General features: G+C 54.8%; 9 protein-coding genes. 3 read left to right on the forward strand and 6 right to left on the reverse strand.

Going from position 1 to position 13,402, the window contains the following annotated elements; translation table 11 throughout:
- Position 1 precedes the first annotated feature (1 nt).
- Entirely contained in the window at positions 2-637 is a 636-nt protein-coding gene (locus tag MY069_RS06540) for a TetR/AcrR family transcriptional regulator (protein WP_482796266.1), read from the reverse strand.
- Positions 638-814: 177 nt separating this feature from the next.
- On the opposite strand from MY069_RS06540, the gene MY069_RS06545 reads away from it, so the two are divergent.
- The 3 genes from MY069_RS06545 to MY069_RS06555 all read left to right on the forward strand — a co-directional run bounded on the left by MY069_RS06545 (position 815) and on the right by MY069_RS06555 (position 4,025).
- Entirely contained in the window at positions 815-2,500 is a 1,686-nt protein-coding gene (locus MY069_RS06545) for an alpha/beta fold hydrolase (RefSeq protein ID WP_482796267.1), read from the forward strand.
- Between the two features lie 46 nt (positions 2,501-2,546).
- On the forward strand, positions 2,547-3,434 hold the full coding sequence (locus MY069_RS06550; RefSeq protein WP_482796268.1) for an alpha/beta fold hydrolase: 888 nt from the start codon (positions 2,547-2,549) through the stop codon (positions 3,432-3,434).
- A gap of 138 nt (positions 3,435-3,572) precedes the next feature.
- Positions 3,573-4,025 carry a hypothetical protein gene (locus tag MY069_RS06555; RefSeq protein ID WP_482796269.1) on the forward strand — a complete coding sequence of 151 codons (453 nt, stop codon included), beginning with the start codon at positions 3,573-3,575 and terminating at the stop codon, positions 4,023-4,025.
- A 28-nt stretch (positions 4,026-4,053) separates the two neighbouring features.
- On the opposite strand, the gene MY069_RS06560 is transcribed toward MY069_RS06555, so the two are convergent.
- The 5 genes from MY069_RS06560 to sucC all read right to left on the reverse strand — a co-directional run bounded on the left by MY069_RS06560 (position 4,054) and on the right by sucC (position 13,286).
- Positions 4,054-6,300, reverse strand: coding sequence for a putative bifunctional diguanylate cyclase/phosphodiesterase (locus MY069_RS06560; protein WP_482796270.1), 2,247 nt, complete (start codon positions 6,298-6,300; stop codon positions 4,054-4,056).
- Between the two features lie 247 nt (positions 6,301-6,547).
- Positions 6,548-8,053, reverse strand: coding sequence for a 2-oxoglutarate dehydrogenase complex dihydrolipoyllysine-residue succinyltransferase (gene odhB, locus MY069_RS06565; RefSeq protein ID WP_482796271.1), 1,506 nt, complete (start codon positions 8,051-8,053; stop codon positions 6,548-6,550).
- Between the two features lie 35 nt (positions 8,054-8,088).
- Complete coding sequence (locus MY069_RS06570) at positions 8,089-11,094, reverse strand: 2-oxoglutarate dehydrogenase E1 component (RefSeq protein WP_482796272.1); 3,006 nt, start codon at positions 11,092-11,094, stop codon at positions 8,089-8,091.
- Positions 11,095-11,181: 87 nt separating this feature from the next.
- Positions 11,182-12,084 carry a succinate--CoA ligase subunit alpha gene (gene sucD, locus MY069_RS06575; protein ID WP_482796273.1) on the reverse strand — a complete coding sequence of 301 codons (903 nt, stop codon included), beginning with the start codon at positions 12,082-12,084 and terminating at the stop codon, positions 11,182-11,184.
- 5 nt (positions 12,085-12,089) lie between these two features.
- Positions 12,090-13,286: an ADP-forming succinate--CoA ligase subunit beta gene (sucC, locus tag MY069_RS06580; RefSeq protein WP_482796274.1), complete on the reverse strand. Its 1,197-nt coding sequence runs from the start codon at positions 13,284-13,286 to the stop codon at positions 12,090-12,092.
- Positions 13,287-13,402: the final 116 nt, after the last annotated feature.

Here is a 13,402-nt window from a genome sequence, read left to right on the forward strand (position 1 = left end):
GCTAAGCGTCGCTAAGCTCGCGATAGCGTTCAAGCATACCATCGAGTGCTTCTGTGCCGCCCTCCCCCATATACGGGACCACGAGCAGCATAAATTGCAGCACCGTGTCATGGATCAGAGCCGGACCATCGCGCTCGCTACCTTCGATCAAATCATGACTTAGCCAAAAGGTGAGCGTGGACAACATTTGCTGCACCAAAGGCGCACGCAAGCGCCGGTCGAGGTCGACGAGATTACGTTTTTCAAGCTGGCCGATCACATTCTCAATCGCCTGGCGCTTCATGGCCAAGATCTTGCGGAACCGACTGGCAAGCCCGGGATAACGCTCCATCATGTCGCCGACATTGCGATAGAAGAAGCGGAAATCATAAATCTCTTCGAGCACGATATAGATGAAGACCCAATTGTCTTCGATCGAGGTCACCGCGCCATGCGAGCCGCCAAGGATGATTTGCATCTCTTCTTCAAAGCGATCGAACAACGCCTCAATAATCGGCTCTTTGCCCTTAAAGTGATAGTACAGATTGCCTGGCGACATATCGAGCGCGTTGGCGATATCAACAGCCGTCTGTTTGGCCTCCCCTTCAGAATTGAAGAGGTCCAAGCTCACATCAAGAATACGATCACGTGTCTTCATCTTTTGCAGTTCGCGTCATGGCTGAATTGGCTGTTTCGCCAGTACATTTGACAGTAAAAGGTCAATATGAAACGAATTTGATCGGCCAAGGTTATTCTAATTTAGACTCTTAACCATAAGAGCAAGCCTTGTGCCGGACGAGGGATCCCTCGTTCTGGGAGGTAATCGGAGGCATTTATGAGCAAGACCGCAGACTATATTGGTGAAGCCGCGGCGGATTCCACCACAGCGCTCAACCCTTTATTGGGCGGAATTAACCGCCAGGAACTTTTGGGATCGGTCGCCATGATGTTGCGACGGACCAGCACCTCGCCGATGGCCAATGCTAAGTTCGCGGGCAAGATGGCCAAGGAAAGCTATGACATTGCCATGGGCAAGTCAGATCGCGCGCCGGATCGCAAAGACAAACGATTTAAAGATCCGGCTTGGGCCAATAATCCCTTCTATAAGCGCGGCATGCAAACTTATCTCGCGATGCAAGAACATCTCGAGGATTGGGTCGGTGACCTGAAGCTTGGTGAAATGGAACATGCGCGGGCCTCCTTCGTGATGAACATGATCACCGATGCGATCGCGCCAACCAACGCTTTTGCAACCAATCCCGCGGCGAAGAAGCGGGCGATCGATAGTGGCGGCTTGTCGCTGGTGAAAGGCCTTCAAAACGCTTATGAAGACCTGACCAAGAATGGCGGCATGCCAAGCCGGGTCGACAAGAAGCCATTTGTCGTGGGCGAGAATGTTGCCATCACGCCGGGCAAAGTGGTCTGGAAGAATGAGATGATGGAACTCATTCAATACACGCCGACCACTGAAGAAGTGCGCGAAATTCCATTCCTCAACATCCCGCCACAAATCAATAAATTCTATGCCAGTGACTTGGATCCGATCACGTCTATTGTGCAATTCCTGCTGAAAGAAGGCTTCCAAACCTTCATCATCTCCTGGCGCAACCCGACCAAAGAGCATCGCGACTGGGGCATGTCTGAATACGTGGACAGCTTGATCCAATGTACCGAGGTGATCAAGCAAATCACGGACTCCGACAAGATCAACGTTTCTGGCGCTTGTTCTGGCGGGATCACCACAGCAACCTTTGCAAGCCTGCTGGCGGCCGCCGGTGATGATCGGATCAACTCGCTTACTTTCCAAGTTTGCGTCCTTGACCCAGACCAAAACGATAGTGAGCTTGGCCAAATGGCGTCTGAGCGCAGCCTCGAAATTGCGCGCCGCTATTCACGCCAAAAAGGCATCCTGAAAGGCGATGACCTGGCCCGGATGTTTGCCTGGATGCGCCCGAATGACTTGGTTTGGAACTATGTCGTCAACAATTATCTGATGGGCGAAGATCCGCCGCCATATAATGTCCTGTTCTGGAACGATGACACGACGAACCTGCCTGCACAGCTGCATTCTGACTATCTCGACTTTGGTTTGCAAAAACCATTCACCAATCCGGGAACGGTCGAAGTTGCAGGCCATATGGCCGATCTCACCAAAGTTGATGTCGATGCGTTTATCGTCGCCGGCGTCACCGACCATATCACCCCTTGGAAAGCCGCTTACCGCACGCTCCACCTGCTGGGCTCCAAGAACAGAGAGTTCATTCTCTCAAATTCCGGGCATATCCAATCCCTTCTCAACCCTCCCGTTAATCCAAAGGCAAAATACTTTCGTAATACGAGTATTGAAGCGACAGCTGATGAATGGGCTGCGGGAGCTGAAGAAGTTGCTGGCTCTTGGTGGACTCGTTGGGCAGAGTGGCTCCACGAACGCGGTGGCGACATGAAGCCAGCGCCAAAAGAAGGCGGATCAGAGCAATTCCCACCGCTCTATGACTCGCCGGGGAAATATGTGTTCGACTAAAGGCGACAAGACCTTCACGCGGCACTGACAGGAAAAGGAGGCCCGAATGGCCACCAGGAAATCTGCCGGCAAAGCGTCCGCTCGCCTGCCTGAAATAAGCATGGAAACCATCGGGGCGCACACCGTGCGCGTTGGATATTGGAAAGCCGAGCGGCGGTCGACCAAGCGGCCTCTGCTTTTCTTCAATGGCATCGGTGCGAATATGGAGCTCGCATTCGGGCTCGGCGACTGGATCCGTGACCGCGAAATTATCACATTCGACATGCCAGGCGTTGGCGAAAGCCCACCCGCGCGCTTCCCCTATCGCCCTTGGATGATGGCGCGGCTCGCCCGCAAGCTCTGTGACCAGTTCGGGATGGAAGATGTCGACGTGATGGGCGTCTCTTGGGGCGGCGCTATGGCGCAACAATTCGCTTTCCAGTATCGCAACACAGTCGGCAAACTGATCCTTTGTGCGACGACTGCGGGCATGACCATGGTGCCGGGCAAGATTAGCGCAATTTCCAAAATGGCTGATGCGCGGCGGTACACCGACCCAGATTATATGCGCGAGAATTTCCAAAAACTGTATGGCGAAGCCGCCGACGAAGGTGCGGGTCAGCATATTGAAAACCTGCGACCGCCGGCGCCGATGGGCTATGTCTATCAGCTGACCGCCTTCCTCGGCTGGTCGTCTCTGCCATTCATTCGCTTCCTGCGCATGCCGACTTTGGTGATGGCCGGGGATCGCGATGCAATCGTTCCGATGGCGAATGCGCACATCCTGAACTTCGCATTGCCAAATTCACGGCTGCACGTAGTGGAAGATGGTGGTCACTTGTTCTTGGTCACTCAGGCCGAAGAAACAGTGGGCGAGATTACCAGTTTCTTGGATGAGCCGATGGAAGCGATGCAGCCAAAATCGGTTTGGGAACAGGGCTACTCCGCCGCCTGAAAGCGCTATATCGCTTACGAACGCCACCCCGGATAGGTCATCCGCATTCTGTGTCGGATCCAATGACGATTGGGGCGGATGACCCCATTTCCTTCTGTTTCGCGCCTTTAAAAGTAGCGCAACAAAGGAGATCGGACCATGCTTGGCGGTAAACCCACAGACGAAATGACCCGGAACGCGTTTCAGCCCTATCTGAAACCGGGTGAGACCCTGCAACACACGGCCTATGGCATCAAACAGCCCAACATCCTCTTGATTGCCGGATTGATGCTACTTGCAATTCTGCCCGGTGTAATCGCGGTTTACGCGCTCATGAAACATTATCGCGTGGGCCTCACCGACAAGCGCCTGATTATTCTCCAAACCAAAGATATGAAAAGCTTACAGGTCAAAGAAATGCGAGACTTTGATCTCGGCGATCTCAAGCGTATGGATGTGAAAACCTCGATCGGACCAATTTTCACTAATCTGAGGATCGCCGACGCTGAGAAGCCCTTTTTTGCAAAATTCCATCGCGCTTATTCGAAGAGCAATCGCAGCGAATCCAAGGGCATTGTTGACGGGATATCAGGGGCGCGCGCGTTTACATAGGCGCCCCGGCGCTAGGCGTTTTGATGCTTCAGCGCGACATCTTCACGACATTGCCAGAGGTTCCGGTTTTCGCGTTTTGAACCAGCTCCATGCTGCGCAAATACGGGATTAGCGCGGCGCGGTCCTGCGGCCGGCTAAAGTGATAACCTTGCAACTCATCGCAGCCTTGCTCGCGCAAGAAGCGGGCTTGGGCTTCGCTTTCTACGCCTTCCGCGGTGACGGTCAGGTTGAGGGCATGCGCCATCGATATCGTTGCGCGGGCAATTGCCCTGCTCTGTTCGCTCGTCTCTAGCCCGCGCACAAAAGCCTGATCGAGCTTGAGTTTATCGAACGGAAAACGCTGCAAATAAGCCAATGAAGAAAAGCCCGTGCCGAAATCATCCATCGCCACGCGAAGCCCAAGCCGCTTCAGCTTACGCAAACGCTCCAGAATGAACGCATTGTCCGACAGAAACACGCTCTCAGTGATCTCAAGCTCAATTCGGCTTGGATCAATCCGCGTCTCATCTAGCTTTCGCGTGATCAGTGAAATCAGTCGGCTCGAATGCAGCTGCAAGGGCGAAACATTGATGCCCACTTTCGTATTGGCTGGCATTTCTAGCGCCGCATCAATCGCATTTTCGACAACACGATCGCCAAGCGCGATGATGATGCCATTATTCTCTGCAATCGGAATAAACTCTGATGGCGACACGGTACCGCGCACTGGATGATACCAGCGCGACAGCGATTCAACTCCAACAATCGCGCCTGATTGAGCGTCAACGATTGGCTGGAACTGCAGATCTAGCTTGTTCTCATCAATCGCGCTGACAAGATCTTGCGCTAGCTCTCGCTGACCTTGTAGCCGCGTCTTGAACGCTTCAGAATATGCTTTCCAGCACCCGCCGCCACTCGATTTCGCTGCCAATAAGGCGAGATCGGCCTCATGCATCAGGACATCGACATCATTTGCTTCAAAATCGATGGTGCGCACGCCAATGCTCGCGGCGCATTGCACATCAGTGTTGGCGTAATGGAAAGGTTGCTGCATCGCCTCTGTGAGCTCTTCGACAAACTTGGTCAAACGATTGCCAGTCTTGCTACGAGAGACGAGTAAGGCAAAATCATCGCAACCAAATCGGCAGAGCAAGTCCATTGGTTCGCTCAACATTTCCAGGCGTTTGGCGACCAATTTCAAGATTTCGTCGCCGCCCGTTTGTCCGAACGTGTCATTCGTCCATTTGAAATTATCGAGATCAATCCAGACTAGGGCGGCTTCAGCGGAATGCCGGATCGAACTCGTCAAATGCGCTTTTAGCGCCTCTTTGAACGAGTTGCGGTTGAGCAAGCCCGTCAGTGGATCGTATTCATTCAGGAAGGCCGCTCGGTTTTCACTCAAGCGTAATTGGGAAATGTCGGTCGCAGAGCCGCGATACCCTGCATATTGTCCATCCTCAAAGATCGGACGCGCCGAAACTTTCCAGAAGCGTGTGTCCACCTCAATCCGGTCGTCAAGCTCCAACTCAAGCGCCACAATTTCGGAGCCACGGGCAATTCTGGCTCGCAACAGTTCGCGCTCGGGCGATGGCGTGAACAAAGACAACCAATCTTTTCCGTTCAAAAGCTCCCGCAATTGCTCGCCGAGCATCTCATCATTGCTGATATCGGTTAACTCGCCTTCAGTATTGATCGACCAAAAAAATGTGTTCGTGGCAAACCCAACATCGCGCAAAACACTATTGATTTCACGCGTGCGCTCAGCCGCCGTTTCAATTTGAGTCAGCTGTTTATCGTAACGCGAGTAATACCAGCGCGTGCAGATTGCTAGGCCGCTAAAATAGGTCAGGATCACCAGCGACACGATCGAAGAGGCTAGTTCAGGCTGCATCAGTGTATTGGCGAGAAACCCGCCCACTGTCGCGGCGAGAATGATCCGTCCAAGTTGCGGCATGTATTGAAGCAGAACTGCCGCCGAGAGCGTTGTGCCGGACAAGATCGCCCCAAATACGAGATACCCTTCAGGCGGATTGATGAGAGCGATTCCACCGGGAACGACACCCCAAGCGACACATAGCGCTACGAACGGAAAGCTCCGTGTTAGAGCGGCAAGATTCCCATGCCCTTCAAAAACCTCGGACCGCTCCCGCGAGCTTAAAAGAAACAGCGCGCCACAAAGCAGGATATGAGCCGACAACCAAAAATCGAACAACACATTCTCAGTGATGTGGTTCATGAACAGGACCACCGCCATGACCAAGCTCGCCATGAACAGAACCGGCGACACCAAAGACACGAGCGCGATTTCCCGCGCTGCCCTAATGTCTTTCTTTCCGGACGATAGATTCACATATCTTAGTGAAGGTTTCTGTACCGTTCGCATATGCCAATCACCCACTCAACGCATATCGGGCAGATTAACGGATATTCGAAACAGAAGCGTTGAAAGCCGCGGCGGGATTGAACCGTCTTTGTTTACATCTCAGAAACGAAAACGCCCCGCACATGAGGCGAGGCGTTTGCGGAATTGGGTATCAGGCGCGCTAGACGTCGAGCAATAACCGCTCTGGATCTTCAAGCGCTTCTTTAACGCGGACCAAGAAAGTCACCGCCTCTTTGCCATCAACGATACGGTGGTCGTAAGACAGAGCAAGATACATCATCGGCCGGATCACAACCTGTCCATCAACAACGACCGGGCGCTGTTCAATCCGGTGCATGCCAAGCACGCCAGATTGCGGCGGGTTCAAAATTGGAGTCGACATCAGCGAGCCGTAGACGCCGCCATTGGTGATCGTAAACGTACCGCCTTGCATGTCAGCAATCGACAGCGTGCCATCGCGAGCTTTCTTCGCAACATTGCCAAGCTCGGCTTCGATCCCGGCCAATGAAAGCTCATCGCAATCCCGCAGAACCGGAACCACGAGACCGCGCTCGGTGCCAACCGCCATACCGATATCATAGTGGTTCTTGTAGATAATGTCGGTGCCATCAATCTCGGCGTTCACAGCAGGGATTTCTTTCAACGCAGAGACGACCGCTTTCGTGAAGAAGCCCATAAAGCCGAGCTTGACGCCGTGCTTTTCGAAGAAGGCGTCTTTATAGGCTTTTCGCAGTCCCATCACCGCGCTCATGTCCACATCGTTGAATGTGGTCAGCATCGCAGCTGTATCTTGAGCCTCTTTCAAACGGCGGGCGATCGTCTGACGAAGTCGGGTCATCCGGACACGCTCTTCCCGCGGACCAATGTCGCGCGGGGGTTTCGCTTCTGCTGGCGCAGATGCCGCCTTCGGCGTGTTTACATAAGCAAGTGCATCGGCCTTTGTGGCGCGGCCATCGCGGCCGGTTCCAGGAATATCTGCCGGATTAACGCCTGCTTCCGCGGAGATCCGGCGAACAGACGGCGCGACAGGGCGATCGCCGGTTGCAGCAGGGGCAGCGGGGGCCGCTGGCGCAGGCGCCGCAGCAGCAGGCGCGGCAGCACTTGCACTGGCGCCAGCTGAAATGCGGGCAATCACAGTACCTGGCGTTACGCCATCACCTTCAGCAACCAGCCATTCGGCGATCACACCATCGGCGCTCGCTGGCACTTCAAGGGCAACTTTGTCGGTCTCGATCTCGGCGATGGTTTCGTCTTTCGAAACGGCCTCGCCAACTTGTTTGAGGAAGCTTGCAATTGTGCCTTCAGCAACGCTCTCGCCCATGCTGGGCACTGTGACATCAACGCTCGCACCGCCCGAGCTTGCCGCCGGCGCGGCAGCGGGCTCTGGGGCAGCGGCTGGCGCTGCCGCTGGGGCTGAAGCCGCCGCACCATTGGCGCCACCAAGGCGTCCTAGGAGCGCGCCAATCTCAACCGTATCACCTTCGCTGGCAACAATTTCGCTCAAGGTCCCGGCGGATTCAGCGGACACTTCTACCGCCACTTTGTCGGTTTCCAGTTCGACAAGGACATCATCCTTCGCGACCGCGTCTCCGGCAGATTTCAGCCATTTTCCAACCGTCGCTTCGGTAACGCTTTCGCCCAATGTTGGGACTACGATATCGGTCATATTTGGTCTCTGTCTTCGTCTTGTTCTTGTTTGGGTTAAGTGACCAGACTGTCTTCTACAGGCTTGTCGCCGAGGGCGGCTGAGATGAAAGCATCTTTCTCTCGATTGTGGGTTGAAAGCAAGCCCGTCGCCGTTGCGGCAGCGGGTGGGCGCCCTGTATATTTAGGACGTGGATGCTGACTTCCAATATGGTTCGCAGCCCATTCCAGCTCGTCACGAATAAATGTCCAGCCGCCCATATTCCGCGGCTCTTCCTGGCACCAAACCAGTTCCGCCTGAGGGAAGCGTTTTAATTCGTCCATAAGAGCTTTACGCGGAACCGGGTAGAATTGTTCCACGCGCAGCAAATAAATATCGTCGGCACCGCTTTCTTCGCGGGCTTCGAACAAGTCATAATAGACTTTACCAGAGCAGGCGACGACGCGACGGATCTTCTCATCATCGACGAGTTTCACCTTGCCTTGACGGCCTGGCGTCTCCGCATCATCCCACAGTACGCGGTGGAAAGACGACTTGGTGTTCATGTCATCAAAGCTGCTGGTCGCGAGTTTATGGCGGAGCAGGGATTTTGGCGTCATGATCACCAGCGGTTTACGGAAATCGCGATGGATTTGCCGGCGCAGCGCATGGAAATAGTTCGCAGGCGTGGTTAGATTACAGATTTGCCAATTGTCTTCGGCGCACATTTGCAAGAACCGCTCAAGCCGCGCTGAAGAGTGCTCAGGCCCTTGGCCCTCATAGCCATGTGGTAACAGCATGGTCAGACCCGACATACGTAGCCATTTCCGCTCTGCAGACGAGATAAACTGATCAAAGAAGACCTGGGCGCCGTTGGAGAAGTCGCCAAACTGCGCTTCCCACATGACCAGGGCGTTCGGATTGGCGAGCGAGTAGCCATATTCATAGCCAAGCACTGCTTCCTCTGAGAGCAGGGAATCGATCACTTCATATTCGGCTTGGCCGTCGCGCAAATGGTTGAGCGCGGTGTAGCGTTCACCGGTATTTTGGTCGACCATATGGCTGTGGCGTTGCGAGAAGGTCCCGCGGCCACAATCCTGGCCTGACAGGCGGACATGAAAGCCGTCATCTAGCAAAGTTGCAAAGGCCAAATGTTCGGCCGTCGCCCAGTCTAGGCCTTTTCCGGCTGCGATCGCATCGGCGCGGCCTTTGACGACCCGGCCAAGCGTGCGGTGAATATTGATGCCATCCGGCACCGTGGTGATTTTTTCACCGAGCTCTTTAAGCTTTGCTTTGGATACGCCGGTTTTGCCGCGGCGGTCATCATCTTCGGGCAGACCAAGCCCTTCCCATTCGCCTTCAAGCCAATCGGCTTTGCTGGTTTTGACCGTTTTGCCCTCTTCAAACGCTTTGTCCAAAAAGGCTTCGAACGCTTTGACTTCAGCATCGACAGCTTCGGCCGTCAGCAGGCCCTCGGAAACGAGGCGTTCACCGTAAAGCTCACGGGTTGATTTATGCGATTTGATGGTCGTGTACATGACCGGCTGGGTGAACATGGGCTCGTCGCCCTCATTGTGTCCAAATCGGCGATAACAGAACATGTCGATGACAACGTCCTTGCCAAATTTCTGTCGATACTCCGTTGCAACTTTCGCTGCATACACAACTGCTTCTGGATCATCGCCGTTCACGTGGAAAATTGGCGCCTGCACCATAAGTGCGACATCAGACGGGTAAGGTGACGAGCGTGAATACATCGGGCTCGTCGTGAAGCCGATCTGATTGTTGATGATAAAATGGATCGTGCCGCCGGTGCGGTAGCCTTGCAGGCCAGATAGCGCAAAACACTCCGCCACAACGCCCTGCCCCGCAAAGGCCGCGTCGCCATGCAGCAGTAGCGGTAGCTTTTTAGACCGGTCGAGGTCTCCGCTATCCTCATATTGCATGAATTGCTTGGCCCGGGTCCGTCCCAGAACAACCGGATCGACGGCCTCAAGGTGGGAGGGGTTCGCGTTCATGGTCAGGTGCACTTGATTGCCATCAAACACCCGATCAGAGGACGCGCCGAGATGGTATTTTACATCGCCTGAGCCAAACTCGCCCGCGCCTTGGGTCGAACCGCCCATAAATTCATGGAAGATTTTCTCGTAATCTTTGCCCATAACGGCAGCGAGCATGTTGAGGCGCCCGCGGTGGGGCATGCCGACGACGATCTCGTCCACGCCGAGCGCGCCGCCGCGCTTGATAATTTGCTCAAGCGCCGGGACGGCTGCCTCACCGCCATCAAGACCAAACCGTTTAGTGCCCGGGTAGCGCTTGTGGAGGAAGCGTTCGAATGTCTCAGCTTCAATCAGTTTGGACAGGATCGCTTTCTTGCCTTCCGGCGTAAACGCGACGCCCTTGTCGGGCCCTTCAATCCGTTCCTGAAGCCAGCCTTTTTCTTCCGGGTCAGAAATGTGCTGGAACTCGATGCCCATAGTGGAGCAATACGTCCGCCGCACAATGTCCAGGATCTGGCGTACGGTCGCGTGTTCTAGACCCAAGACCCCATCGATAAAGATATCGCGATCAAGGTCTGCGTCTTCAAAACCATAGCTCTTTGGGTCGAGCTCGGGCTGATAGTCCGGCTTTTCGAGGCCCAGCGGATCGAGCACCGCCTGCAAGTGACCACGCATCCGATAGGCACGGATCATCATCAAGGCCCGCACAGAGTCTTTCACTGCTTGGGCGATATCGGTTTCTGAGGCCGCAGGCGCAGAGGATTTTATTTTTTTCTCGAGCTTGGGCTCAAGCAATGTCCAATTGCCGTCAAAGGCTGCGGTTTCTTCCGGCGATGCAGGTTTTGGCCACTGCGTGCGTTTCCAGCTCGCGCCGTCGGCATTGCGGGCTGCGTCTGCGCTGCCATCGCCGACCTCTTCAAAAAAGGCGCGCCAGCTTTCAGGAACCGAATTTGGGTTCGCGGCATATTGGGCCTGCATCTGTTCGATCCAGACCGCGCTTCCCCCATACAAAAACAAAGTATCTAGCATCGCAGCGTTTTGCGCGCTGCGACCGCCATCGACCGGGGATCCGTCGTCTGCCATGTAATACCGTCCTCATTCTGGACGGCCCGGCGGGGTCAAAAATGGCCTCGTCTGGCCGCCCTTTGCCTTGTTATATAGTGCGGCGTGTTAACCTTTTAATACCTCGACCATCGTCGTGCCCAAACGGGCAGGACTTGGAGATACTTTGATTCCGGCCGCTTCCATAGCTGCGATTTTGGACTCAGCGTCGCCTTTTCCGCCCGAAACAATCGCACCAGCGTGTCCCATGGTTCGGCCTTTTGGCGCTGTCCGGCCCGCGATGAAGCCCACCATCGGCTTCTTGCGGCCTTTCTTGGCCTCATCGATCAGGAATTGCGCGGCTTCTTCTTCTGCGGAACCGCCAATTTCACCAATCATGACGATGCTTTCTGTCTCGTCATCTGCAAGGAACATTTCTAGCACGTCGATAAACTCGGTGCCTTTGACCGGGTCGCCGCCAATCCCGACAGCAGAGGTCTGACCAAGGCCTTCAACAGAGGTCTGGTAAACCGCTTCATAGGTCAGCGTACCTGAGCGTGAGACAACGCCGACTGAGCCTTTCTTGAAGATCTTGCCGGGCATAATGCCGATCTTACAGGCTTCTGGGGTCAACAGACCCGGGCAGTTTGGTCCGATCAGGCGAGAATTCGACTTTTCAAGCTTGGCTTTGACGCCGACCATGTCGAGCACTGGAACACCTTCCGTGATACAAACGATCAGCGGGATCTCAGCATCAATCGCTTCTTCGATCGCAGCAGCCGCGCCGGCTGGCGGCACATAGATCACAGTTGCGTCAGCGCCGGTGGCGTCTTTTGCATCGGCGGCGTTCGCATAGATCGGCAATGAGGCGCCATTGTCAGCGGTCCAAGTCTCGCCCGCTTTGCGCGGATGCGTGCCAGCCACCATTTGCGTGCCGAAATAGTCGAGCGCTTGGTTGGTGTGGAAAGAGCCGGTTTTACCTGTAAGGCCCTGAACGATAACTTTTGTGTTTGAATCGATAAGAATGGACATGGATCTTACGCGCCTTTCACGGCTGCAACAATTTTCTGGGCGGCATCGTCGAGATCGTCAGCTGGGATGATGTTCATGCCAGACTTGGCCAGGATCTCTTTGCCTTTCTCAACATTCGTGCCCTCTAGGCGAACCACGAGCGGGACAGCGAGAGATGTCTCTTTCACGGCCTGGATCACGCCTTCGGCGATGACGTCACATTTCATGATGCCGCCAAAGATATTGACCAGAATGCCCTTAACCGCTGGGTCTTTCATAATGATCTTGAATGCCGCGGCGACTTTCTCAGCATTCGCGCCGCCGCCGACATCACAGAAGTTGGCCGGCTCTTCGCCGTACAATTTGATGATGTCCATCGTCGCCATCGCCAGTCCGGCACCGTTGACCATACAGCCAATTGTGCCATCGAGCGCGATATAAGCGAGATCCCATTCAGACGCTTCGATTTCTTTTTCGTCTTCTTCGGTGGTGTCGCGGAGTTCCATAATGTCTGGGTGGCGGAACAGCGCGTTGCCGTCGAAGCTGACTTTCGCGTCGAGCACGCGAAGGTTGCCATTCTCCATGACAATCAATGGATTGATCTCAAGCATCGACATGTCTTTGTCGGTGAAGGCTTTATAAAGGATCGGGAACAACTTCATGCCGTCTTCGCGCGCGGCGCCATCCAGAGCAAGCGCATCGCAAAGCTGCGCCGCAGCGGCCTCGGTAACGCCTGTCGCAGGATCAATCGGCAGCGTCAGGATTTTTTCCGGCGTGTCGTGCGCGACCGCCTCAATGTCCATGCCGCCTTCGGTTGAGGCGACGAATGCAGGACGACCGGTTTCGCGATCAACCAGCAAAGAAAGATAAAGCTCAGACGCGATGTCTGCGCCGTCTTCAACATAAAGGCGATTAACCTGCTTGCCTTCAGCGCTGGTTTGCGCCGTCACCAAGTGATTGCCGAGCATCGCTTTGGCGTGCTCCATCACTTCTTCTTTAGAGAAAGCCAGACGCACGCCGCCTTTTTCGCCAGCAGCAGCTTCAATGAATTTCCCTTTACCGCGTCCACCCGCGTGGATTTGGCTTTTCACAACCCAAAGCGGTCCCGGCAAAGTGTCGATGGCGGTTTGCACATCGTCGAGGGTGAGAATCGGGACGCCTTCAGCCACCGGCGCGCCGAATTCTTTCAGGACGGCCTTGGCTTGGTATTCGTGAATATTCATGAGGGTTTCAGCCTTTTGCAGCAGACAGGGACACGCAATTGCATCCCCAAAAGTCGCGCGCCTTATAGCATCGCCATTTGCTGTGACAACCGCTTACAACTGGAAATCGCGAGCCT

Source organism: Hyphomonas sp. ske169 (genome assembly GCF_056850855.1).

Coding starts and splice junctions, on each gene's coding strand:
- MY069_RS06550 (WP_482796268.1), top strand. CDS start 2,547: ATGGCCACCAGGAAATCTGCCGGCAAAGCGTCCGCTCGCCTGCCTGAA.
- sucC (WP_482796274.1), bottom strand. CDS start 13,286: ATGAATATTCACGAATACCAAGCCAAGGCCGTCCTGAAAGAATTCGGC.
- sucD (WP_482796273.1), bottom strand. CDS start 12,084: ATGTCCATTCTTATCGATTCAAACACAAAAGTTATCGTTCAGGGCCTT.
- MY069_RS06545 (WP_482796267.1), top strand. CDS start 815: ATGAGCAAGACCGCAGACTATATTGGTGAAGCCGCGGCGGATTCCACC.
- MY069_RS06570 (WP_482796272.1), bottom strand. CDS start 11,094: ATGGCAGACGACGGATCCCCGGTCGATGGCGGTCGCAGCGCGCAAAAC.
- odhB (WP_482796271.1), bottom strand. CDS start 8,053: ATGACCGATATCGTAGTCCCAACATTGGGCGAAAGCGTTACCGAAGCG.
- MY069_RS06540 (WP_482796266.1), bottom strand. CDS start 637: ATGAAGACACGTGATCGTATTCTTGATGTGAGCTTGGACCTCTTCAAT.
- MY069_RS06555 (WP_482796269.1), top strand. CDS start 3,573: ATGCTTGGCGGTAAACCCACAGACGAAATGACCCGGAACGCGTTTCAG.